The 22,447-nt window shown below is 74.5% G+C and carries 20 protein-coding genes and 1 pseudogene; 9 read left to right on the forward strand and 12 right to left on the reverse strand.

Annotated elements, in window-relative coordinates:
• Window position 1: 1 nt before the first annotated feature.
• The 4 genes from ACYVG5_RS04515 to ACYVG5_RS04530 are packed head-to-tail and all read right to left on the reverse strand — an operon-like array spanning window position 2 to window position 4,067.
• Entirely contained in the window at window positions 2–970 is a 969-nt protein-coding gene (locus tag ACYVG5_RS04515; RefSeq protein ID WP_222049688.1) for a fumarylacetoacetate hydrolase family protein, read from the reverse strand.
• Entirely contained in the window at window positions 970–1,908 is a 939-nt protein-coding gene (locus ACYVG5_RS04520; RefSeq protein ID WP_222049689.1) for a VOC family protein, read from the reverse strand. Before ACYVG5_RS04520 ends, ACYVG5_RS04515 begins: the two co-directional genes overlap by 1 nt.
• Before the next feature lie 11 nt (window positions 1,909–1,919).
• Window positions 1,920–3,065 carry an FAD-dependent oxidoreductase gene (locus ACYVG5_RS04525; protein WP_222049690.1) on the reverse strand — a complete coding sequence of 382 codons (1,146 nt, stop codon included), beginning with the start codon at window positions 3,063–3,065 and terminating at the stop codon, window positions 1,920–1,922.
• Between the two features lie 9 nt (window positions 3,066–3,074).
• Window positions 3,075–4,067 (reverse strand): cyclase family protein, encoded by a 993-nt coding sequence (locus ACYVG5_RS04530; protein WP_222049691.1) that lies wholly within the window; start codon window positions 4,065–4,067, stop codon window positions 3,075–3,077.
• Between the two features lie 84 nt (window positions 4,068–4,151).
• Here ACYVG5_RS04530 and ACYVG5_RS04535 point away from each other — a divergent pair, with 84 nt between their 5' ends.
• The 3 genes from ACYVG5_RS04535 (at window position 4,152) to ACYVG5_RS04545 (ending at window position 7,659) form a co-directional block, all read left to right on the forward strand.
• Window positions 4,152–5,081: a LysR family transcriptional regulator gene (locus ACYVG5_RS04535; protein ID WP_222049692.1), complete on the forward strand. Its 930-nt coding sequence runs from the start codon at window positions 4,152–4,154 to the stop codon at window positions 5,079–5,081.
• Between the two features lie 115 nt (window positions 5,082–5,196).
• The gene (locus tag ACYVG5_RS04540; protein WP_460682987.1) at window positions 5,197–6,435 is read left to right on the forward strand and encodes an MFS transporter; all 1,239 of its coding nucleotides are present in this window, start codon (window positions 5,197–5,199) and stop codon (window positions 6,433–6,435) included.
• A gap of 33 nt (window positions 6,436–6,468) precedes the next feature.
• Window positions 6,469–7,659, forward strand: a complete 1,191-nt coding sequence (locus tag ACYVG5_RS04545; RefSeq protein ID WP_222049694.1) for an MBL fold metallo-hydrolase — start codon at window positions 6,469–6,471, stop codon at window positions 7,657–7,659.
• A gap of 122 nt (window positions 7,660–7,781) precedes the next feature.
• Here ACYVG5_RS04545 and ACYVG5_RS04550 read toward each other — a convergent pair whose 3' ends face one another.
• The 4 genes from ACYVG5_RS04550 to ACYVG5_RS04565 all read right to left on the reverse strand — a co-directional run bounded on the left by ACYVG5_RS04550 (window position 7,782) and on the right by ACYVG5_RS04565 (window position 12,563).
• A complete protein-coding gene (locus ACYVG5_RS04550) occupies window positions 7,782–9,029 on the reverse strand; it encodes a DUF3500 domain-containing protein (protein WP_222049695.1) in 1,248 nt (415 codons plus the stop codon).
• 2 nt (window positions 9,030–9,031) lie between these two features.
• Window positions 9,032–9,880, reverse strand: a complete 849-nt coding sequence (locus ACYVG5_RS04555) for a fumarylacetoacetate hydrolase family protein (RefSeq protein ID WP_222049696.1) — start codon at window positions 9,878–9,880, stop codon at window positions 9,032–9,034.
• Window positions 9,877–11,598, reverse strand: a complete 1,722-nt coding sequence (locus ACYVG5_RS04560) for an FAD-dependent monooxygenase (protein WP_222049697.1) — start codon at window positions 11,596–11,598, stop codon at window positions 9,877–9,879. The genes ACYVG5_RS04555 and ACYVG5_RS04560 overlap by 4 nt, the downstream gene beginning before the upstream one ends.
• A 149-nt stretch (window positions 11,599–11,747) precedes the next feature.
• Window positions 11,748–12,563: an IclR family transcriptional regulator gene (locus ACYVG5_RS04565; protein WP_222049698.1), complete on the reverse strand. Its 816-nt coding sequence runs from the start codon at window positions 12,561–12,563 to the stop codon at window positions 11,748–11,750.
• 199 nt (window positions 12,564–12,762) lie between these two features.
• Between ACYVG5_RS04565 and ACYVG5_RS04570 the strand changes: the two genes are divergently transcribed.
• Window positions 12,763–14,034, forward strand: a complete 1,272-nt coding sequence (locus ACYVG5_RS04570; RefSeq protein ID WP_222049699.1) for an MFS transporter — start codon at window positions 12,763–12,765, stop codon at window positions 14,032–14,034.
• 62 nt (window positions 14,035–14,096) lie between these two features.
• A complete protein-coding gene (locus ACYVG5_RS04575; protein ID WP_460682988.1) occupies window positions 14,097–15,584 on the forward strand; it encodes a diguanylate cyclase domain-containing protein in 1,488 nt (495 codons plus the stop codon).
• 4 nt (window positions 15,585–15,588) lie between these two features.
• On the opposite strand, the gene ACYVG5_RS04580 is transcribed toward ACYVG5_RS04575, so the two are convergent.
• The gene (locus ACYVG5_RS04580) at window positions 15,589–16,446 is read right to left on the reverse strand and encodes a helix-turn-helix domain-containing protein (protein ID WP_222049701.1); all 858 of its coding nucleotides are present in this window, start codon (window positions 16,444–16,446) and stop codon (window positions 15,589–15,591) included.
• A 36-nt stretch (window positions 16,447–16,482) separates the two neighbouring features.
• Between ACYVG5_RS04580 and ACYVG5_RS04585 the strand changes: the two genes are divergently transcribed.
• The gene (locus ACYVG5_RS04585; protein ID WP_222049702.1) at window positions 16,483–17,031 is read left to right on the forward strand and encodes a maleylpyruvate isomerase family mycothiol-dependent enzyme; all 549 of its coding nucleotides are present in this window, start codon (window positions 16,483–16,485) and stop codon (window positions 17,029–17,031) included.
• A gap of 162 nt (window positions 17,032–17,193) precedes the next feature.
• Window positions 17,194–17,598, forward strand: a pseudogene (locus ACYVG5_RS04590) (DUF3237 family protein); the annotation flags it as partial.
• On the opposite strand, the gene ACYVG5_RS04595 reads toward ACYVG5_RS04590, so the two are convergent.
• Genes ACYVG5_RS04595 through ACYVG5_RS04605 form a run of 3 tightly spaced genes read right to left on the reverse strand, consistent with a single transcriptional unit; the run spans window position 17,527 to window position 20,029 of the window.
• Window positions 17,527–18,879 (reverse strand): MFS transporter, encoded by a 1,353-nt coding sequence (locus tag ACYVG5_RS04595; RefSeq protein ID WP_246630736.1) that lies wholly within the window; start codon window positions 18,877–18,879, stop codon window positions 17,527–17,529. The pseudogene ACYVG5_RS04590 and the gene ACYVG5_RS04595 overlap by 72 nt on opposite strands.
• Complete coding sequence (locus ACYVG5_RS04600) at window positions 18,876–19,463, reverse strand: TetR/AcrR family transcriptional regulator (RefSeq protein ID WP_222049704.1); 588 nt, start codon at window positions 19,461–19,463, stop codon at window positions 18,876–18,878. The genes ACYVG5_RS04595 and ACYVG5_RS04600 overlap by 4 nt, the downstream gene beginning before the upstream one ends.
• Window positions 19,460–20,029: a sugar O-acetyltransferase gene (locus ACYVG5_RS04605; RefSeq protein ID WP_460682989.1), complete on the reverse strand. Its 570-nt coding sequence runs from the start codon at window positions 20,027–20,029 to the stop codon at window positions 19,460–19,462. The genes ACYVG5_RS04600 and ACYVG5_RS04605 overlap by 4 nt, the downstream gene beginning before the upstream one ends.
• Window positions 20,030–20,091: 62 nt before the next feature.
• Between ACYVG5_RS04605 and mug the strand changes: the two genes are divergently transcribed.
• Window positions 20,092–20,601 (forward strand): G/U mismatch-specific DNA glycosylase, encoded by a 510-nt coding sequence (gene mug / locus ACYVG5_RS04610; protein WP_222049705.1) that lies wholly within the window; start codon window positions 20,092–20,094, stop codon window positions 20,599–20,601.
• Between the two features lie 37 nt (window positions 20,602–20,638).
• A complete protein-coding gene (locus tag ACYVG5_RS04615) occupies window positions 20,639–22,441 on the forward strand; it encodes a DUF2207 domain-containing protein (RefSeq protein ID WP_222049706.1) in 1,803 nt (600 codons plus the stop codon).
• The last annotated feature ends 6 nt before the right edge of the window (window positions 22,442–22,447 follow it).

Consider the following 22,447-nt stretch of genomic DNA (forward strand, 5'->3'; position numbering starts at 1 on the left):
CTCAGGGGGTGCGCGTGCGGGTGCGGGGCCGCGGCCGGGCGGGGGAGACCGGGGGCAGCTGCCGGCCCGGAACGACACGGTTGCGGATGGTGCCGATGCCCTCGACGGTCATCTCCACGACGTCGCCGGGCTGCAGCGGGGGTGGGATCTGCTCGCCGCGGCGGCCCCACAGCTCGGCCAGGCAGCCGCCGTTGCCGCAGGTGCCCGAGCCCAGCACGTCGCCGGCGCGGACCTCGGTGCCGCGGGAGGCGTAGGAGATGAGCTCCTCGAAGGGCCAGCCCATGTTGGCCAGCAGGTCCTGGCCGACCTCGACGTCGTTGACCGACACGCGCAGGTCCAGGGCGAGGAAGCCGTCCTCGTCCCGGAAGGGCTCGAGCTCGTCGGCGGTGACCAGCCACGGCCCGAGGGTGGTCGCGGAATCCTTGCCCTTGGCCGGGCCGAGGTTGACCTTCATCTCCCGGCGCTGCAGGTCGCGGGCGGACCAGTCGTTGAGCACGGTGTAGCCGAAGACGTGCTGGCGGGCCTGCTCGGGGGTCAGCGAGGCGCCGTCCCGCCCGACGACGACGGCGACCTCGAGCTCGAAGTCCAGCAGCTGCGACCCGGGCGGGACCGGGACGTCGTCGTGCGCGCCGACCAGCGCGTAGGGGTTGCTGAAGTAGAAGGTGGGCGCCTGGTACCACTCGGGCACGACGCCTCCGCCGTCCCCGACCGAAGCGACGACGCCCGCCACGTGCTCCTCGAAGGCGACGAAGTCGCGAACGGTCGGCGCCGCCAGGGGCGGCAGCAGCCGGACGTCGGCCAGCCGCACCGCCGGCCCGGCCAGCGCGGCCCCGCCCGCCGCCAGGGCGGCGGGGAGCCCGGCCCGGACCAGGTCGAGCACCGTCGTCCCGGCCGGCAGCGGGTGCACGCCGGTGTCGTCGACGACGCCCGCCCACTCGGCACCGTCGAGCTCGTAGGTGGCGAACCGCATCAGACGGGCGGGGCCACGAACAGGCCCTTGTCGGGGTCGTTGAACGATCGGGCGGCCACGAATTCATCCATCGCGTTCGCCGTGCCCCACTGGTCGGTGACCTCGGGGTCGGAGAAGTCGTGCATCGAGGGATGCCAGGTGTCCTCGTCGAGCTGCTCGAGCTCGGTCGTGTACTCGACCGTGTTGCCGTGCGGGTCGAGGAAGTAGCTGAAGGTGTTGTTCCCCGCCTTGTGCCGGCCCGGCCCCCAGATCTTCTCCACCCCGGCGCGCATCAGCCTCCCCGTTCCGCGCATGTACTCGTCGAGGCCGCGCAGCTCGAAGGAGGCGTGGTGCAGCGAGGGGTGCGGGCCGCGGGCGATGGCCATGCTGTGGTGCCAGGAGTTCACCCGCATGAACCACATCATCGAGCCCATCCGCGGGTGGAACAGGGTGTCGGAGAGGGCGAAGGCCAGGTGCCTCTCGTAGAAGGCGCGGGTGCCCTCGGGGTCGGCGGAGTTGAGAACCACGTGGGAGAGCCGGACCGGGATCGACTCGCCCTCCTCGACGGCCCGGTGCCGCCGGACGGCGACGTCGGAGCTGATCTCGATCGTGCGGCCCTCGTTGTCGAAGAAGCGGAAGCCGTAGCCGCCGCCGGGCGTCTGCAGCGTGCCCGGCTCGCTCACCAGCTGCACGCCGTCGGCGGCCAGCTGCCCGGCGAGGGTGTCGACGTCCGCGGCGGTCGCGGCGCCGAAGGAGACGAGGTCGACCCGCTTGTCGGTCGCCTCCCGCAGCCGGACGACGTACTGCTCGGGGGAGCCCTCGGCGGCCAGGAAGGTGAGGCCGGAGTCGCTGTGCTCGGCGGTCAGCCCCCAGGTGCTGGTGAAGAAGTCCAGCTGCTTGGCGTGGTCGGGCACGGCGAGGTCGACGTGCCGCAGGTGGGTGATCAGACGCTGGGTCATCGGGGGTCCTCTCAGGCGGGCTGGCTGGTGAGCACGGCGATCTGGCGGAAGAGCGCGGGGGCGTCGCCCTGCACGTGGTCCAGCTGCCACTGGGCGAGCTGGTTGGAGGCCTCGACGACGGTCTGTGCGCGCTCGAACCGCCGGGCGTGGAAGGCATCCCACAGGTCCTGGTCGAGGACGGCGCGCCCGGTGAGCAGCTCGCCGAGGACGGCGGCGTCCTCCAGGGCCATCGCCCCGCCCTGCGCGATGGTGGGCGGGCAGGTGTGCGCGGCGTCCCCGATCAGCACGACCCGCCCCCGGTTCCACGGGGCGTCGAGGACGTGCGTCTCGAACCAGGTGTAGCTGACCCGGGAGGGGTCGGTCAGCGACTCGCGGATCTCGTCCCACGGCCCGTGGTAGGCCTGCGACAGCTGCTTCAGCGTGGCCAGCTGCTCGTCGGGGGACAGGCCGCTGCGGTCCTGGGCCGGCTCGACGATGTAGGCGTAGAGGGAGTTCTCGCCGGTGGGGCAGTAGCCGGCGATGAAGGACGGCCCGCCGTAGTACAGGTCGGTGCGGGTCACGCTGTCCGGCCGTGGCCCGAAGGCACGCCAGATGCCCATGCCGATCGACCGGGTCTCCAGCTGGATGCCCAGCGCGCGCCGGGTGTAGGAGCGGAGGCCGTCGGCGGCCACCACCAGGTCGTAGCGGCCGGTCCGGCCGTCGGAAAAGGTGACGTCGACGCCCCCTTCCCCGTCCGCGGAGTCGTCCTGGTCCAGCTCGGTGAAGGTGGTGCCGAAGCGGACCTTGACCCCGACCTCGGTGGCCCGGTCCACCAGGATGCGGGCCAGCTCACACCGGGGCATGCCCATCGCGGCGGGCAGGTCCGGGCCGCCGGTTCGCGCGTCGGGGATCTCGGCGACGACGGTGCCGTGCGGGTCCGGCGCCCGGATGCCGGTGACGTCGAAGGCGTAGCCGGCCGCCTGCACCTGCTCCCACACGCCCAGCGTGCGGAGTTCGCGCAGCGCGTTGCCCTGCAGGGTGATGCCGGAGCCGACGGCGGCCACGTCGGGCTTGATCTCGATCAGGTCCACGGCGACACCGCGGGCGGCGAGGTGGACGGCGATCGCCGTCCCGGCCAGGCCGCTGCCGACGACCAGGACGTTCTCCACTGCGGACATCTGCAACTCCTACTTGATCGCGATGGGGTTGACCGGGGCGCCGACGGCGCCGGTGACGGGCAGCGGGGCGGCGGTGAGCCAGCAGTCGTAGCGGCCGTCGGCGGCGCAGTCGGCGGCGAGGGCGTCGAGGTCCCACATCTCGCCGAGGAACAGGCCCATGTTGGGAATGGCGACCTGGTGCAGCGGCTGGAAGGCGACGTCGAACTCGTTGGGCCGCACCTCGAAGCCCCAGGTGTCGGTGGCGATGCCGGCGATCTCGGTGCCGTGCAGCCAGCCGGCGGTGGTGAACGACAGGCCGGGGGCGGCGCCGCCGGCGTACTCGCCCCAGCCGCGGCCCTCGGCGATGTCCCGGCGGGCCCGGGTGAGCCGGCCGGTGCGCACCAGCAGCAGGTCGCCGCGGCCGACCCGGGATGACTCGCCCTGGGCGGCGATGGTGGCCTGCAGGTGTTCGGTCGTGATGGCGAAGCCGTCGGGGAGCTCCCCGTCGGTGCCGATCGCCCGCCCGACGTCCAGCAGCACGCCGCGGCCGGCGATCAGCCCGCCGACGGTCTCGATGCCGGTGACCCGGTCGCCCTCGCTGGTGACGACGTCACCGGCGCGGCGGCCGTTCCAGGCCATCCCGTGGTCGAAGATGTGGCCCAGACCGTCCCACTGGGTGGAGGCCTGCAGCGGCATGAAGACGACGTCGTCGGCGCCGCCCAGACCATGCGGGAACCCCTGGCCGCGCTCGGCGTCCACCCCGGTGTCCAGCATCGTGTGCACCGGGTTGGTGCGGCGGCGCCAGCCGTGCTGCGGGCCGTCCATGTCGAAGCGCTGGGACAGCGAGAAGCTCGCCCCGCGGCGGACCAGGGCGGCGCCCTCGACCCGCTTGGCGTCGTCGAGGAAGTTCAGCGTCCCGAGCACGTCGTCGGCACCCCAGCGGCCCCAGTTGGAGCAGCGCTTCGCCGCCTCGGCGATGGCCCCCTCGGGGTCGGTGCGGTCCAGGGCAGGTCGGTCGGTCACGGGTCCGACGGTCCGTCACCCGCAGGGATGCCGGGAAGACCGAATGTCTGATGCAGCGCATCGACGCGGTGGATACTGGCCGCCGTGAACCTCGCCAGCCTGGACCTCAACCTGCTGGTCTCGCTGGATGCCCTGCTCCAGCAGCGCAGCGTGACCCGGGCCGCGGCGCAGATGGGGCTGAGCCAGCCGGCGCTGTCGGCGTCGCTGGCCCGGCTGCGACGGCACTTCGGCGACGAGCTGCTCACCCGGGTGGGCAACGAGTACCGCCTCACGCCGCTGGCGGTGCAGCTGCGGGAGCTGGCCCGCCTCGCGCTGTCCGGGGTGGAACGGGTGTTCGCCGCCCAGCCGCAGTTCGACCCGGCGTCGTCGACCCGGGAGTTCTCCCTGCTGGTGAGCGACTACGGGGTGGCGGTGCTCGGCGACACCATCGCCGGGCTGCTCGCCGAGGAGGCCCCGCGCACCCGGCTGCGGTTCTCGGCGAACACCCCGGGTTCGGTCGATCGGGCCGAGCAGGTGCTGCTGAGCACCGATCTGCTCGTGCTGCCGCACGGCTTCGTCGCCGACCTGTCGCACCACGACCTCTACCGCGACGAGTGGGTGTGCGTGGTCTCTGCCGACAACGCCGACGTCGGCGAGGAGCTGACGGTCCAGCAGCTGGAGACGCTGCCGTGGGTGGTCACCTACCACGGACCGACGGCGTCGACGCCGGCCGCGCGGCAGATGCGGATGCTCGGCATCGAGCCGCAGGTGCAGGTCGTGACGGAGAATTTCCTGACCGTGCCCGGCCTGCTCGCCGGCACCCCACGGATCGCCCTGCTCCAGCGCCGGCTGGTCGACCTGCTGCCACTGAACGTCGGCATCCGTGCCCTGCCGTGCCCGTTCGAGGCCGGCCCGCTGGTCGAGGCGATGTGGTGGCACGGTGCCTTCGACGACGACCCCGAGCACGCCTACCTGCGGGACGTCGTCGTCCGCGCGGCCGAGCGGGCGACCGGTCCGGTTGCCGCGGGGGCATAGCCGGCACTGATGCCCATCGTCACGAGAAGTGATTTCCGCTCGGCGGGACAGGTGCTGACACTTCGTCGGCAGTGAGTCCGGTCACCGATGACCGGCCCGTCCTCCGGAGATGCCCGTGTCAGAGCAAGTCGTCGACCCTCGCAGCCCCGTCACCGAGCCCCTCGTCGGCGACGTTGCCGTCGATCCGCGGACCGGTCGCCCGGCCGGCCGGGCGCAGGCCCTGGTCCTGCTGCTGTCCAGCTGCCTCGCCGTCCTCGGCGCCGTGCTGCTCGCCCCCGTCCTGCCCCGCATCGAGGACGCCTTCGCCGGCACCCCCGGCGTCGGGACGCTGACGCCGATCGTGCTCACCGCACCGGCGCTGGTGATCGGCCTGACCGCGATGATCGCCGGCCGGATCGTCGACCGGGTGGGCCGGAAGCGCCTGCTGGTCGGCTCCCTGGTGGCCTACGCCGTCGTCGGCACCGCGCCGCTGTGGCTGGACTCCCTGCCGCTGATCGTCGGCAGCCGGGTGCTGGTCGGCCTCACCGAGGCGGCGATCATGACCTGCTGCACCACGCTGCTGGCCGACTACTTCCACGGTGCGCAGCGCGAGCGCTACTTCGGCCTGCAGGTCGTCTACACGACGGTCGCGGCCACGATCTTCTTCGCCCTGGGCGGGGTGCTCGGGTCACAGGACTGGCGCACCCCGTTCTGGCTGTACGCCGTCAGCCTCCCGCTGGCCGTGCTGGCTGCCCGCTACGTCTGGCAGCCGGCGCCGCAGGCGCAGGCCCGCACCGGCAAGCTGCCGGCGCTGCCGTGGCGCCGGCTGGCCGCCCCGGTCGGGGTGACCCTGCTGGGCGGGCTGGTCTTCTACGTGCTGATCGTGGAGCTCTCCTTCAAACTCGATGCGCTCGGTGTGACGTCGACCGCGACGATCGGCCTGGTCAGCGCCATCGGCTCGCTGGGCACCGCCACCGGCGCGTTCCTGTTCGGCCGGCTTGCCGCTCGCGGTCCGGGGTTCACCGTGCCGCTGGCCTTCGGTGTCTCCGGCCTCGGCCTGCTGGGGCTGGGCTTCGCGTCGTCGGTGCCGCTGGTCGTGGTCTTCGCGGTGGTGACCGGGTTCGGCAACGGCCTGCTGCTGCCCTCGCTGCTGACCTGGGCGCTCGGCTCGCTCACCTTCGAGCAGCGCGGCCGCGGCACCGGCGTGTGGACGTCGGCGGTCTTTCTCGGCCAGTTCGTCTGCCCGCTCGTGGTGCTGGGGCTCAGCGGCGCGATCAGCGGCCTGGACTCCGCGCTCTGGGTGATCGGCGTGGTGGCCGTCGCCGCCGCGGTCGCCGTCCGGTCGTCCCGGCCGACCGCGGTCTCCCCGCACTGACCCCGGTCCACCGACAGCAGAGGACATCCCATCATGTGCGATCTCGTCTCCCGGGTGGCCGACGACCCGTCGTTGCCCGAGTCCAACCGCCGGCAGTTCCTCAAGGTGCTCGGCGCCACGGCGGCCGCCGGGGGAATGCTGGCCGCCGGCGTCGGCACGGCGCAGGCCACACCCGGCAGCAGCGGCTCCAGCGGCAAGGGCCGCGGCGGCCGGACGCGCCTGGTGCTCCTGGGCACCGGCGGCGGGCCGACGCTCATCGACGGCAACCGCTTCGGCGTCTCCACGGCGGTGGCCTACGGCGACCGGGTGTACGTCGTCGACCTCGGCCTGGGCTCGTTCCTGCGCCTGCGGCAGAGCAGTCTCGCCCCGCTGGACGGCACGGCGTCGACGTTCAACCGGGTGCGCGGCATCTTCTTCACCCACATGCACAGCGACCACCTGATGGACTGGCCGGCCGTCTACGCCACCGGCACGATGAACATGACCGGCCGGGCGGGCGGGCCGATCGAGGTGCGCGGGCCCGGTCGGCGCGACACGCTGCCGCGGGTGTTCCCGCCCACCCGTCCCACCCCGCCGCTGGTCAACCCGGCCGACCCGACACCGGGGATCGCCGGCATGTCCGGGTACCTCGACCAGGCCTGGGCGGCCGACTTCAACGACCGGGCCCGGGACAGCAACTTCCCCGGGCCGACGTCGCTGTTCAACGTGCGCGACATCGACCTGACCGGCGTCTGGTCGGTCGACCCCGAGGGCAGGCCGCCGCGCCTGACGAAGCCCATCCCGGTGTGGCAGGACGGCGACGTGACGATCACCGCCACCCTCGTCGACCACCACCCGACCGCCCCGGCCTTCGGGTTCCGGTTCGACACCCCGGACGGATCCGTTGTCATCTCCGGGGACACCGGCGTCAGCGAGAACCTCATCGACCTGGCCAAGGACGCGGACTACCTGGTGCACGAGGTCATCGACCCGGCGTTCGTCGAGCGGCTCGTCGCCACGCTGCCCGCGGACATCGCCGGCCCGGTGCGGCAGCACCTGCTCGAGGCGCACACGACGATCGAGCAGGTCGGCCGGGACGTCGCGGAGCGAGCCGGGGCGAAGAACCTGGTGCTCACCCACCTGGTGCCCGGCAACAGCAAGGCGGCCACCTGGAAGAAGGCCCAGCGCGGGTACTCCGGCAGGCTCGTCGTCGGCGAGGACCTGATGGAGTTCCGCGTCGGCTGACCGGGGCGGCCGCCCGATCCGGGCGGCCCTGGTCCCACCAGGAGACCGTGCTTTCGGTACCGGAAGCCCCGTGCTTTCGGTACCGAAAGCGCGGTCTTCCGCTGCGGCTGAGACCGGAGCGGTCAGGTCGGGGAGGTCGCCTGCCACTGGCGCACGTAGGCGCGGCCGTAGTCGTTGCCGTGCGGGGTGCGCAGCACGGTGTGGATGTGGAAGGGCTTCGGGGTGTCGTAGTCGAGGAAGACGCCGCAGTGGTGGTCGAGCTCGGCGATGAGCACCGGCGACTGCACCCGGTAGTAGAAGACGTCGCCCTCGGCGTGCCCGCCGATCCAGCAGAACCAGGTGTCGTCGAGGTGCTCGGCGACCTCGCGGAGCCGGGCGGCGCGCGGCCCCGCCGGCAGCAGCGACAGGAACTGCTCGCAGATCGCCAGCACCCGCTGCTGCGCCCCGGCCGGCATCCCGGCTACCGGCACGCCCTCGACCGGAATGATCCGGTTGTCCTGGAACGCGCCGGCCAGGTGCCGCTCGTCGCCGGGGTGCACCCGGCCGGGGGGCATCGCCGGGTCGACCATCCGGGCGTAGACGGTGGCCGCCGCCCGCTGCTCGGGGGGCAGCGCGGCCATCACGGCGAGGCCGGCCGCGATCCGCTCGGTGAACGACTCGGTGCCGGCGTGCGGGCCGGCGTCGATCTCGTTGGGCTCGGCACCGAGGAAGACCGGGCTGAGCACCATCCGGCCCTCGACGACCAGGCAGTTGACCGCGCAGTGGTGGCCGAACAGCTGCCAGCCCCAGGGCGCCCGCAGGTCGGGCTCGCCGTAGAGGGCGATGTTGTAGCTCCACTCACCGAGCACGGTCGGCAGGCCGACCACCTCGCCCAGGAAGCCGTTGATCAGCATCATCGCGTGGGTCAGCTCGAAGCCGTCCGGCGAGAGCGAGGCGGCCATCAGCGCGAGCGCCTTCTCCCGCACCTCCGGCGGCTGGAACTCCAGCCGCAGGCCGGTGTCGAACTGCATGAACTCCGGGTTGGCCCAGGTCTGCCACTCGACGGCATCCACCGGGAACGAGACCCGGGCCCGGCTCGCGTCGTCCAGCGCCGCCAGCAGCTCGGTGGCCGCCGTGACCATGGCGGCCACCGGGGCCTCCTCGCCCGGCTCCGCCGGGGTCAGCGGGTACAGCCCGTCGCGCAGGGTGCCGTCCTCGGTGACCCCGCGGAAGTCGTTGCGGTAGAGCGGCGTCCAGCCCTCGACCAGCCCGCCGGTGAAGGTGCCCTTCTTCCGGGCGGCCTCCCGGTAGCCGTACGGGTCCATGCCGCGGACGTCGGCCAGTCGGGGGTGCTCGGGTGGGAACAGGTACTGGCGGAACTCGCCGGGCACGCTCAGGCCTTCCGGGCGGAGTTGTCGACGATGCGGTTGGCGAGCACGCCCAGCCGGTCGACCTCGACCTCGACGACGTCGCCCGGCTGCAGCAGCCACGGTGGCGTGCGGGCGTAGCCGACCCCGGACGGGGTGCCGGTGGCGAGCAGGTCGCCGGGGCGCAGCGTGAAGGTGCGCGAGATCAGCGACAGGGTGTCCCCGACGGTGTAGACCATCTCGTCGGTGCGCCCGTCCTGGACGGTCTCGCCGTTGACCCGGGTCTGCACCCGGAGGCCGTCGCGCAGGTCGCCGACCTCGGCCGCCGGCACCATCGGGCCCAGCGGGCCCGACCGGTCGCCGTTCTTGCCGAGGATCCACTGCGAGGTGAGCTTCTGCGCCCGCCGTGAGGTGAGGTCGTTGAACGTCGAGTACCCGACGACGGCGGCCAGCGCCTCCTCCGGCGTCGCGTCCACCAGGCTCCGCCCGACGTAGGCCACCACCTCGCCCTCCCAGTCCAGCCCGTCCTCGTCGGCCGGGATCGGCACCTCGGCGCCGTCCACGGTGAGCGACTGCGTCCAACGGGCGAACAGCGTCGGGTACGGAGGCACGCCCTCGCCGGAGAAGGAGCCCTCGGCCACGTGCTTGAGGTAGTTCAGCCCGATGCACACCACCCGGGCGCCCGGCAGCACCGGCGGCACGCGCTCCACGTCGGCCACGGCCAGCGTCGGACCGGCCGCCGGCCGGGACAGGTGCCCGGCGGCGTCGGCCCAGAACTCCGCCAGCCCGGCCAGCACGGTGACCTCGTCGCCGGCCTCGGACAGCGCGGCGACCTCGACCGGCCCGCCGTCCCGGTGGATGCCCACGATCCTCATGCCGTCTCCCCGCTCGTCGATGTGCCGTCCGGCGATGTCCCGTCCGGCGATGCCATCGTGCCTGCCCGCGCCACGCCCGCCGACCGCAGGGCGTGCCCGGTCGCCCGGTCCAGCACGTCCCCGGCCGCCGACGTGTCCGCACCGCGCCACACGACGTGCTGGTCCGGGCGGACCAGCAGGAGATCTGCGCCCAGCAGCCCGCGCAGGCCCGGAACGGCATCGACGTCCCGGACCTCGAGCGGCACGGAACGGGTTGCGGCAGCGGCCACGAACGGTGCGGGGTCGGCTCCGGCCCGGAGCACCAGCACCGTGAAGCCGGTGCCGAGGAGGTCGTACAGCGAGCTGCCGTCGGGCAGCCAGGCGTGCGGTAGGCGGGCGCCGGGATGGGCGGAGGGCGAGAAGGTCGCCACCGTGGCCTCGGGTACCGGGCGGCCGTCGGGCACGACGACGGCGGAGTCCGGGTAGTCGTAGCCGAGCACCAGGCCGAGGCTGTGGAACTCGGGGTCCTTGACCTGCAGCGCCCGGGCCACCTCGGCGCGCAACCGTTCCCCGGCCGGGCCGTCGTCGTCCAGGTCACCGGCGGCGAACGACGGCGCGAGGAAGGCCTCCTGGGCGCCGGCCGCGGCGATCGTCCGCTCGGCGACCGGACGGCGCTCCGGTTCATAGGTGTCGAGCAGGGCTGCCGGGGCCCAGCCCTGGAGCACGGCGGCGAGCTTCCAGCCGATGTTCACCGCGTCACCGACGCAGGTGTTGAACCCGTGCCCGCCCCACGGCGGGTTGAGGTGCGCGGCGTCGCCGACGAGGAACACCCGCTGCCCGCGGTACCGGTCGACCAGCAGCATGCGTGCCTGCCAGGGGTCGGTGGCGAGCACCTCGACGGCGACGTCGGCACCGACCAGCTCACGGACGAGCGCGGCCGGGTCGAGGCCGTGCGCCGTCCCGTCGACGCCCTGGACGATGGCCCACCAGGTGCCGTCCAGGTCCAGCCGGCCCATCAGCCCGCCGTGCCGGGCGCCGATGACCCAGTAGTGGACACCCAGCGCGCACAGCGGGCGGCGCTCGAGATCCGGGGACCGGAACGTGATGCTCACGTTCGGCAGGGCGCCGGAGGAGCCGGCGTACCGCGCGCCGACCGCTGCCCGGCTGGTGCCGCTGCTGCCGTCGCAGCCCAGCAGGTACTCCGCGGTGACGACCTGCTCGGTGCCGTCCGGCCCGGTGACGGTGGCGCGCACGCGGTCCGGCCCGTCGGTGATCGAGGTGACCCGCGATCCGGTCAGCAGGGTGACGGTCGGCAGCTCGGCGGCCGCGGCGCGCAGCACCTGCTCGACCAGCGGCTGCGGCGCCTGCTGACCCGGCTCGGCGAACTCCGCTCGCCGTTCGGTCGTCATCCCGAAGGCGGACCGGAAGCGGGTGATCTCGTGGCCCAGCAGGCCGGTGCAGAAGACGACGTCCTGGGCGTGGGCCACGGGCAGCGGGGCGGCGGCGCGCAGCCGGTCGGCCAGCCCCCACCGGCGGAGGTGCTCCATCGTGCGCACGCTGGTCGTCTTCGCCCGTGGCCGCAGCGGGTCCAGGACGGTCCGCGGCTCGACGACGCACACCTCGATGCCGCGGCGCCCGAGCTCGATGGCGGCGGCCAGCCCGCTGGGGCCACCGCCGGCCACGAGCACCGGGACGCGCTGGGGCAACAGGTCGGTGCGGTGCGGGGCGGGGGAGGTCATCGGGACTCCAGGTCGGGACGGTGCCCGCAGCGGGCAGCGGTGCGGGACCGACGGTCGGGCCGGAGCCGGTCGGTTGCGAGCTTCGACGGCCCGCGTCACCGGCGCCCACCCCGGTGCCATTGAACGGCAGGGTGTTCAGGCGGCCGGCTCTAACCGGCCCCGGCGTACCCGATCGACCGCCGGGCGCCCAGCCCACGCGAGATCGACCGCGCCGCCGTCCGCACCGCGGGGCCGAGCAGGCGGGGGTCGGCGTGGTCAGCGGGCACGATCACCGAGAGCGCGGCGGCGACCCGCTCATCGGCGTCGAAGATCGGTGCCGCGACGCTGACCAACGGGGTCGGCACCGCGCGGCGGAGGGTCGCCAGGCCCTCGCGGCGCACCTCGGCCAGCGTCCGCCGCAGCACGGCGGCGGGGACGGCGACCTGCTCCGGCTCGTGGACCAGTGGCTGGGCCAGCACGTCCTCCTGGACCTCGGCATCGGAGAACGCGAGGAGGGCCAGGCCCACACCGGTGGAGTGCAGCGGCAGCCGGCCACCCACCCGGTACAGCACCTCCATCGCCTGGTGCGAGGAGAGCCGCTCGACCAGCAGCGCATCCCTGCCGTCGCGCACGGCCAGCAGCACGTGCTGGCGGGTGACCTCCTCGAGATCGCCCATGAACGGCATCGCGACCTGGCGCAGGCCGGAACCGCGGGGCGCGAGCGACGCCACCTCCCACAGTCGCAGGCCCACCGTGAAGAGACCGGTGTCGTCCCGCTCCAGGGCGCCCCAGGCCACCAGCCGGCCGGCCAGTCGCAGGGCGGAGCTGGTCGGGATCCCGGTCCGGCGGCTCAGCTCGCCCAGCGTCAGCGTGCGGTGGGTGGCGTCGAAGGCCGCCAGCAACGACAGCGCCCGGTCGACGACCGGGGCGCCCTGTGGCGGACGGCGTCCGCGCACCCGGGCCGGAGGAGTTCGGCCGGTCGTCATCCAGGGGCCTCCGCTTCGCTCGTCGGTGCGGCGCCCGCCGCACCTGTGTGCCATGGAGCGGCAGTGTGCCGGAGAACTCTCGGGCGCCCGGCGCACCGTCGGCGGCAGCGGCCGGGCGCGGTGGCCCCCGCCGCGGCGTCCCGACGGTCCGCTGACCGTGTCCCGGGGCGCGGCGTGATCTCCTGGGCCGGGAGGTCACGTGTCGAAGCACGCCGGAACCGCCGGGCCCGCCCGGCCCTGGGCGGCCTCGACCGCACTGCTGTTCGCCGCCGTGCTGCTGGTCGGGCTGAACCTGCGCGGCGCGCTGGCGGCGGTGTCTCCGGTCCTGGCCGAGCTGCGGGCCGACCTGGGGCTGTCGCCCTCGCTGGCCGGCCTGGTCACCACGGTCCCGGTGTTCTGCTTCGCCGGGGCGGCGCCGGCCGCCGCCTGGTGGGGACGGCGCATCGGTGCCGCCCGGGCCCTGCTGTGGGCGCTCCTGTTGCTCGCCGCGGCCACCGTGCTGCGGGTCGCCGGCGGGGCCGCGGTGCTGCTGATCGGGACGGTCGCGATCGGGCTGGCGATGACGGTGGGCAACGTGCTGCTGCCCGCGGTCGTCAAGCGGGGCTTCGGGGCGGGGGCCGGGCAGGTCATGGGGCTCTACACGGTGGCGCTGGCCGCGGGTGCCGCCACCACGGCAGGGCTCACCGCACCGGTTGCCGCAGCAACGAGCTGGCGGGTCGGGCTGTCGGGGTGGGCGGTGCTCGCGCTCGTCGCGGCCGTCGTCTGGTGGCTGGCCACGCGTCGCCGGAGCGAAACCGCCCTGCCCACCGTGTCCGGCGCGGATGTCGCGGGCCCCGGCGGGACGGCGACACCCTGGCGGCACCCGGTCGCCTGGGCGGTCGCGCTCGTGCTGGGGCTGCAGACCTTCCTGTACTACGCGATGACCACCTGGCTGCCCACGGTGCTCACCGAGCAGCTCGCCACCGGCCTCGGCACCGGCGCGGCCGCCGCCACCCTGTTCCAGTTGATGGGCATCCCCGGCGCGCTGCTGGTGCCGCTGCTGATCGGCCGCCGGGCCGGGCAGGGGTGGCTGGGCCTGGCCGTCGCGGCCGGCTGGGTGGTGCTCGCCACCGGGCTGCTGGCATGGCCGGCCGGCTGGGGGCTGTGGGTGACGCTCGGCGGCCTCGCGCAGGGGGCCGGCGTCTCGCTGGCCTTCACCCTGATGGTGGTGCGGGCCGGCACCGATGCGGTGGCCCGCGACCTCTCGGGCATGTCGCAGCTGGTCGGGTACGGCCTCGGCGCGGGCGGGCCGTTGCTCGTGGGGTCGCTGTACGGGGCGGCGGGCGGCTGGACCGCGCCGCTGCTGCTCATGGCCGCCGTCGGGGTGGCGTACGGGGCGTTCGCCCTGGTGGCCGGGCGTGCGGTGGTCATCGGCACGGAGTCGACGCAGCCGGACCGCGGATCGCCGACCGATGTCGGTACCTGCCAGTAGCCTCCGCCTTCGGAGATCCAGCCCGGGCCCCGATGCCGCGGGCGGCGCAGGAGGGTGGCCCGGTGCAGCGCAGCTGGCGGGTGTTCACGGCATCGTTGGTGCTGCTGGGGGCGCTCGCCCTCGCCGTGGAGGTCGTCCGGTCCGCAGCGGGGGTGGCCGCCGCGCCGGGCACCTTCGCGGTGGTGACGGCGACGGTGGCCCTGCTGGTCTTCTCGCCGATCACCGTCGGGTCCCGGGCGCGGGCGACGCACATGACGTTCGGCGAGACGGCCGGCGTCGTCGCCTTCGCCGTCCTGCCGCCGGCGCAGGCCGCGCTCTCCCTCAGCCTCGCCGCGCTGGTCCTGGTCCTGGTCCTGATGCTGCGCACCAGCGCGCACAACAAGGTCTTCAACGCCGCCTCCGCGGTCACGTCCGCCGCGGCCGGTGGCCTGGTCGCCGCGGGGCTGCAGGCGTTCGGCGCCCCGGCGCCGGTTGCGGCCGCGGGCGCGGCGGTGGTGTTCGGCACGGTGAGCCATCTGCAGGTGGTCACCGCGCTGAGCATCGACCGGGGCGCCCTGGTGCCCGGCGTCGCCGCCGGGCTGCGGCAGCTCGCGGGCGTGGAGGCGGTGGGCACGGCGCTGGGCCTGGTCCTGGCGCCGTTGCTGCTGCGCGACCCGCCCGGTGCCTGGCGGCTGCTGCCGCTGCTGCTCGCACTCGCCGTGCTCAGCCGCCGGCAGGCCCGGCTCGCCGCCGAACGCGACCTGCTCGACGCGCTGGCCGAGGTCACCCAGGACCTGCACTCGTCGCTGCGCCACGACGAGGTGCTCGACGCGCTGCACGCCCACGCCGACCGGTTGCTGCCGCGCAGCGAGGTGGCGCTGCAGCCGGTGCCACCACGGCGGCACCAGGTGGGTGTGCAGGTGGACGACGCGCCGCTCTGGCTGGTCGCCCGCAGCGGGGTCTCCCAGGTCGGCGTCCCCACCGAGCAGCGGGTGCTGCACGGGTTGTCCGCCGCCGCCCAGCGGGCCCTGGACAACGCCCGGCTGCACCGGCAGGTCGAGGAGCAGGCCCGCACCGATCCGCTGACCGGCCTGCCCAACCGGGTGACGCTGGTGTCGCACCTCGACCGGGAGCTCGCCCGCATCCGCCGGCACGGGGGCCGCGTCAGCCTGGCGTTCCTCGACCTCGACGGGTTCAAGCGGATCAACGACGAGCGCGGCCACGAGGCCGGCGACGCCCTGCTCGTCGACCTGGCCCGGCATCTCCGGCAGGCCACCCGGGCCGAGGACCTCGTCGCCCGCCTGGCCGGGGACGAGTTCTGCGTCGTGTTCGACGGGCTGACCGACCGCGAGCAGCTCATCGACGTCGCCGGGCAGCTCCGGGGCCGGCTGGAACGCGAACTCGCAGCCGCCGGCGTGGGCGTCAGCCTCGGGGTGGCGCAGGGCCCGGCGGACGGCGCGGACGCCGGCGGGCTGCTGCACGTCGCCGATCTGGCCATGTACGCCGACAAGGCCGATCCGGCCCGGTCGACGGGCGGCGGCGCCCGCAGCGCACCCGACCGGGCCGGCTGACCCTTCAGTCCCTGCGGGTGTGCAGTGCCGCGAACTCGCCCGGCGTCATCCCGGTGACCGTCGCGAAGTCCCGGATGAAGTGCGGCTGGTCGGCGTATCCGAGAGCGGCCGCCATGTCGCCGAGAGTCGTCGAGCGGGTCCGGAGCCGCTCGGCCGCCTCCTGCAGCCTGCGGCGCTGGATCAGCCACTTCGGAGTGAGACCGATCCGCCGGTGCACGAGCCGCTGCAGCGCCCGCTCCGGCAGGCCGAACTCGGCGCACACCTGGCTGACCCGGGTGACGTCGCTGCGCGATTCCACGAACGCCACCACCCGGTTCACCAGCTCACCCTCGGCGTCGACCGGCAGGAACCGCCGCAGCGCGGCCGCGTAGGCCGCCATCGCGGTGCCGTGCGCCGCGGCGGAGCCGGGGCCGGGGGACATCGCCGTCCGGACGCGGTCGGTGAGCACCCGCCCGGGGTCGCCGAGCACCTCGGTCACGTCGACGTGCCGGTCGGTGTACCCGGCCATCGGGGCACCGGTGAGGAGGAAGCCGGCGGACGGGGCGCACATCACCCCCACGGCCCAGCCGTCGCCGGAGAGCGTGGTGGTCGACAACCCGGACACGACCCCGTAGAAGCGGGCGTAGTCCGGGGCGATCACGATCAGGGACACCGGGTACTGGAGGACCTTCTGCGGGGCCTCCCGACCGGGCGGCACCGACCACACCGGGATCCAGAACCGCTGCAGCAGGTTCCCGAACCCGGCCGGCGCCTCGTAGCGGTGGATGACGTGCGAGGCGTCGCGCGGGTCCTTGAGGTGTGCCCGCTCGATGCTGTCCAGCCGGGCCGGGCCGGGCTCCGCGGAACCGCTGTCGGATTTCATCAAGACCAGGGTGCCGGACCGGTCGATGCTGAGGTCATGAACCCGACCGCGAACCGGTACGAAGCCGCCAACCGTCCCCTGACCGCCGTCCTCGACGCCGTGCCCGCCGGGGCCTGGGGCGCTGCCTCACCGTGTGCGGGCTGGTCCGCCGCGGACGTCGTCGGGCATCTGGTGGAGACCCAGCGCGGGTTCCTCCGGACGTACGGCGCGGACCTCGGCGCCGCCCCGGACGTGGCGGGCGATCCCGCCGCGGCCTGGCGGGACCACTCGAAGCGGGTCCTGGAGGCGCTCGCCGACGACGCGTTCGTCGCCACCGGGTACGACGGGCACTTCGGCCCGACGACGGTGGGTGCAACGCTCGAGCAGTTCTACGTCTTCGACATGGTGGCGCACCGCTGGGACGTCGCCCGGTCGGCCGGGCTGGACGCGGCGCTGTCCGAGGCAGAGCTCGACCGGCTGGAGGCCGGGGCCGACAGCTTCGGCCCCGCGCTGTACATGGACGGGATCTGCCGGCCCGGCGTCGAGGCGCCCGCGGGCGCCGACCGAGCTACCCGGATGCTCGCCCGGCTGGGCCGGGAGGCCTGACGGTCACCGGCTCGGGGACGGGCGCGGCGCCTCGGTCGGGTGGTGACCATCCGAGGACGCCCGGGTCGTGCGGTGCCCCGGAGATCGCAGTGGTACCCCTGTGCTACGAACGGAGTGCCAGCACCGAGGCGCTCCGCGTTCTCCGGCAGTTGAGGAGCACCCATGGCAGACCCGGCCCCGGCACCCGCGCTGGCGCACGTCGCGCACCTGGAGGTGGAGGTCGGCCCGCCACTGGAGATCGGCGCCACCCCGGGTGGTCTGCGCCGGGTCATCCCGATCACCGGCGGCCGGGTGTCCGGTCCACTGCTCACCGGCCGGGTGGTGCCCGGCGGGGCGGACTTCCAGTTGATCCGCAGCGAGACCGAGACCGAGGCGGACGCGCGCTACGTGCTCGAGTCCGACGACGGGGAACTGGTCTACGTGGTCAACCGTGCGGTGCGCACCGGGTCGGCGGAGGACATCGCGCGCCTGCAGCGAGACCTCCCGGTCGACCCGTCACGCATCTACTTCCGATCCGCCCCGGTCTTCGAGACCGCGGCCCCGCGGCTGGCCACGCTCACCTCGCACGTGCACCTCGGCGTCGGAACCCGCCGGCCCCGCAGCGTGGTCTTCGACATCTTCCGCGTGGACTAGGGGCCGGCCGCAGGACAGCCGGTCGGCGACGGGCTCCCGCAGGCACCCGGCGACCGCCGTGGCCACGGCGAGCAGCACCGCGACCACGATCAGCGCCCGGAGCACGGTGATCTCGTGGCCGAGGAAACCGATCAGCGGCGGGCCGGCGAGGAAGGCGCAGTAGCCGATCGAGGCGATGACGCTCACCCGGCTGGCGGCCCGGGCCGGATCGTCGGCGCCGGCGCTCATGCCGACCGGGAACCCCAGCGACGTCCCCGCACCCCACAGCAGCGCACCCAGGAAGGCCACCGGCGCGTTCGGGCCGAAGACGAACAGCACCAGCCCGACGACGGCGAGCCCGGCGAGCAACCTGACCACTGCGACCCGGCCGTAGCGGTCGAGCAGCCCGGGGCCGACCCAGCGGGCGACGGTCATCGAGGTCAGGAAGATCGCGAAGCCCAGGGTGCCGATGGCCTCCGAGGTCCCGTGGCCGTCGATGAGGGCGACGGTGATCCAGTCGTTCGCCGTCCCCTCCGCGAACGCGAAAGCCAGCACGAACAGGCCGATCAGCAGGGTCCGGGGTTCCCGCCAGGCGTCCAGGACGCTGCCGCCCCCGCCCTCGGGCGGCGTCGCGGTCTCGTCGACGTCGGGCACGAACGCCCGCACGCTCAGCGGAACGGCAATCCCGACGACGACGGCCACGGCCAGCAGGTGCGTGGTCACCGACACCCCGAGTGCCACCATCGCCGCCCCGACCAGCGCCCCCAGCACGGTGCCGAGGCTGAACCCGGCGTGGAAGCGGGACATGATCGCCCGGCCGAGGTGCCGTTCCACCACGGCGCCCTGCACGTTCATCCCGACGTCCCAGGCGCCGTTGGCGAAGCCCATCAGGAACAACCCGATCATCAGCGGGACGACGCCGGCCGGGTGCCCGACGGCGATGACCACCAGGGCGACGGTGAGCAACCCGGACATGACGATGACGGTGCGCCGTGAGCCGAGCCGGGCGATGACCGGCCCGGACAGCGGCAGGGCGATCACCGAGCCCGCCGCGATCGCGAGCAGGACCAGGCCGAGGGCCGCCGGGTCGAGGTCCAGCCGGGTGCGCACCTGCGGGATGCGGGCGGCCCAGCTGGCGAAGGCGAAGCCGGCACCGAGGAAGGCGGCGTAGGTGGCGCGGGTCGCCGCCCGTACCCGGGTCGCCGAGGGGGCGGGTGCTGCGTCGGTGGCGGTCATACGCCCGTCCCCGGGGGAGTTGCCGGCCGCACGGCGCGGGCGACGATCTCGCGGGTCTGCTCCCGGGACACCGGGTCGGTGGACAGGATCTTGTGCATCACCAGCCCCTCGACCAGGGCGTCCACCCCGCGGGCGGTGGTCGGGTCGACGAACCGCTCCAGCACCCTGCGACTGCGCCGCATCCAGGACCCGGTGACCGTGCGCAGTGCGGGGTCGCGGAGCGCCGCCAGGTAGAGCTCGTAGGCGATGGCCCAGTCGTGCGGATCCGCGCCGGCGTCGCCGTGGACCAGGTCGGTGACGGCCTCCACGACGTCATCGGCACTGCGCACGGTGCGGAAGTGCGCCTCGTACGCGGCGGCCATCCGCTCCGCGTGCCGGGTGAACGCCCGGGCGCGGAGCTCCTCGAGGGTGGTGAAGTGGTAGGTCAGCGAGCCCAGCGGCACGTCCGCGGCTGCGGCGATCAGCCGGTGGGTGGTGTTCGGAACGCCGTGCTCGGCGATCACGTCCAGCGCGGCGTCGACGATCCGGTCGGCGCGCTGCGGGTCGTACCGGCGCACCGGGCGGGCCCCCGGGGTGGCGGTCATCCGACCGGGCGGATCACGCGGGCCGGGCTCCCGACGGCGACGACGCCGGCCGGCAGGTCCCGGGTCACCACGGATCCCGCCCCCACGACGGTGTCGGCGCCGATGGTGACGCCGGGGCAGACGATCACACCGCCACCGAGCCAGACGTTGTCGCCGAGAACGATCGGCTCGGCCGCCTCCCACTTGTCGCGCCGCGGCCCGGGCTCGACGGGGTGGGTGGCGGTGAGCAGCTGGACGTTGGGGCCCAGCTGGACGTCGTCGCCGATGGTCACCGGGGCGACGTCGAGCACGACGAGGCCGAAGTTGGCGAACGTCCGCGCACCGACCGTCGTCAGGTAGCCGTAGTCGCAGTGGAACGGCGGCCGGATCTCGCTGCCGGCCCCGAACGCGCCGAGCAGGTCGGTGAGCACCGCGCGGCGGGCGTCGCCGTCGGTGGGGTCCATGGTGTTGTACCGGTGGGTCAGCGACTGGGCGCGTGCGTTGTCCGCCGCGAGCGCGGGGTCGTCGGCGATGTAGGGGTCTCCCGCGAGCATCCGGTCCCGCATGCTCCGCACGTCCTCAGTCATGTGTACGAGCGTACGCATACCGGTCCGAGCCGACTCGCCCCGATCACGGCAGGCTGGGCGGCGTGCCCGCCAAGCCGCTCCCGGACGTCGTCGCCCCCGACCTGGACGTGCTGTTCTGCGGGATCAACCCCTCGCTGCTCTCCGCCGAGCGCGGGCACCACTTCGCCCGCCCGGGGAACCGGTTCTGGCCGGCGCTGCACCTGGCCGGCCTCACGCCGCGCCGGCTGGCCCCCGAGGAGGACCGCGAGCTGCCCCGCTACGGGCTCGGGGTGACCAACGTCGTCGACCGGCCCACCCGCACGGCGGCCGAGCTGACCCCGGCGGAGCTGCGGGCCGGGGCGGTCGCGCTGGCCGACCTGGTGGCCCGGTACCGGCCCCGCACGCTCGCCGTCCTGGGCATCACCGCCTGGCGGGTGGCGTTCGACCGGCCGAAGGCCGCCCTCGGCCTGCAGCCCGAGCGCGTCGGCGGCGCCCGGACGATCGCGGCGCCCAACCCCAGCGGTCTCAACGCCCACCACCAGCTCGCCGACCTGGCGCGGCTCTACGCCCAGCTCCGCGACCCCGTGCCATGATCACCGCCCGGGCGGCGTCGGAACTGGGGGAGCGCGCATGGCGGAGCGCAGATCGCGGTGGCCGGCGGCCCTGCTGGCGCCCGTGGCGGTCGCCCTGGCCGGGTGCACCGGGTCGGAGCAGGGCGAGGCGATCCGCTCCTACGAGGTCGACGTCCAGGCCGCGGCCGACGGTTCGGTGACGGTCGAGGAGACCATCGACTACGACTTCGCCGACGAGGAGCGCCACGGCCTCCTCCGGCTGGTTCCCGACCGCGCGCCCTACGAGCAGACCCGCGACCGTCGCTATCCGATCAGCGACATCACCGTGCAGAGCCCGACCGGGGCGCCGGCGCAGACCGAGGTGACCTCCGAGGACGGCATCACCACCATCCAGGTCGGCGATCCGGACACCGAGGTCAGCGGCCGGCACACCTACGTGCTCCGCTACCGGGTCGCCGGCGTGGCCGACCCGGGCGACGACGCCGACCGGCTGGCCTGGAACGCCGTCGGAACCGACTGGGAGGTGCCGATCGACCGGGTCGAGGTCCGGCTCGCCGGGCCACCCGGCGCGATACCCGTGGACGGGGAGTGCGCCGTCGGTGAACCGGGCGACCGGACACCGTGCCCGGCGCAGGTCGAGGCCGGAGGAGAGCTACGGGCCGCTGCCGAGGCGCTCGAGCCGGGGGAGGGGGTCACGGTGAGCGCGACGTTCCCGTCCGGCACCTTCCCCGACGCCGCACCGGTCCTCGAGGACACCTTCAGCCCGGCCCGGGCCTTCCGGCTGACGCCCGCCACGGCGGGCCTGGGCCTGGGCGGCCTGGTGGCGCTCGCCCTGCCGGCCGTGCTCCGGGCGCGCCGCGGCCGGCCCCGCGACGACCTCGACGCGAGCGGGGAGGCGCCGCAGCTGACCCCGCCGCAGGATGCCCGGCCGGCGCAGCTGGGCACCCTGCTCGACGGCCACGCCCAGCGCCACGAGGTCACCGCCACCCTCCTGGACCTCGCCGTCCGGGGGTTCCTGCGCATCGAGGAGCTCGACGCCCCCGAGGACGACCCCGAGGACGACCCCGAGGACGACCCCGGGGACGAGCGGGCGGACGGCGAGCCGCCGACGGACTGGCGCCTGCTGCGGACCCCGGAGGCGGACCCGCGCGGCCTCCGCCGGTACGAGCAGCAGCTGCTGGACGGCGTCTTCGCCGACGGCGACGTGGTCACCATGTCCGACCTGCAGTCCACCTTCGCCACCACCGAGGCCGAGGTCCGCCGCTCGGTGTACGCCGACGTCGTCGAGCTGGGCTGGTTCGTCGCCGACCCTTCGGCCACCCGCAGCCGCTGGTACCGCATCGGCACCGCGCTGCTCGTCGCCGGCGTCGTCCTGACCGTGGTGCTGGCGCTGACGAGCACCTGGGCGCTGGCCGGCACCGGTGTCGCGGTGGCCGGGCTGGTGGTCCTCGGGCTCGCCGGGCGGATGCCGCAGCGCACGGTGGCCGGTGAGCAGGTGCGCCGGCAGACCCGGTCGTTCCGGAGCTCGCTGGCCGGTACCGACCCGACCGGGCTGGTCGAGGGCGCGCGGATGCCCGACCTGGCCGGTGCGGCCCGCACCGACGTGGCCGTCCGGTACCTGCCCCATGCCGTCGCGCTCGGCGTTGCGGCGGAGTGGCAACGGGTGCTGCAGCGCGCGGCCCCGGGGCCGGCCCCCGACTGGTACGTCAGCTCCTCCCCGGCCAGCACCATCGCCGTCTGGCCGGCGCTGGTCGCGTTCTCCTCCCCGGACAACCCCGCGCTGACGCCCCCGGCGGCGACCGGCTCGGGCTCGACGTCCGTCGGTGGGGCCGCGGGCGGCGGCGGTGGCGGCAGCTGGTGACCGCGG

It is taken from the genome of Modestobacter lapidis (assembly GCF_054780755.1).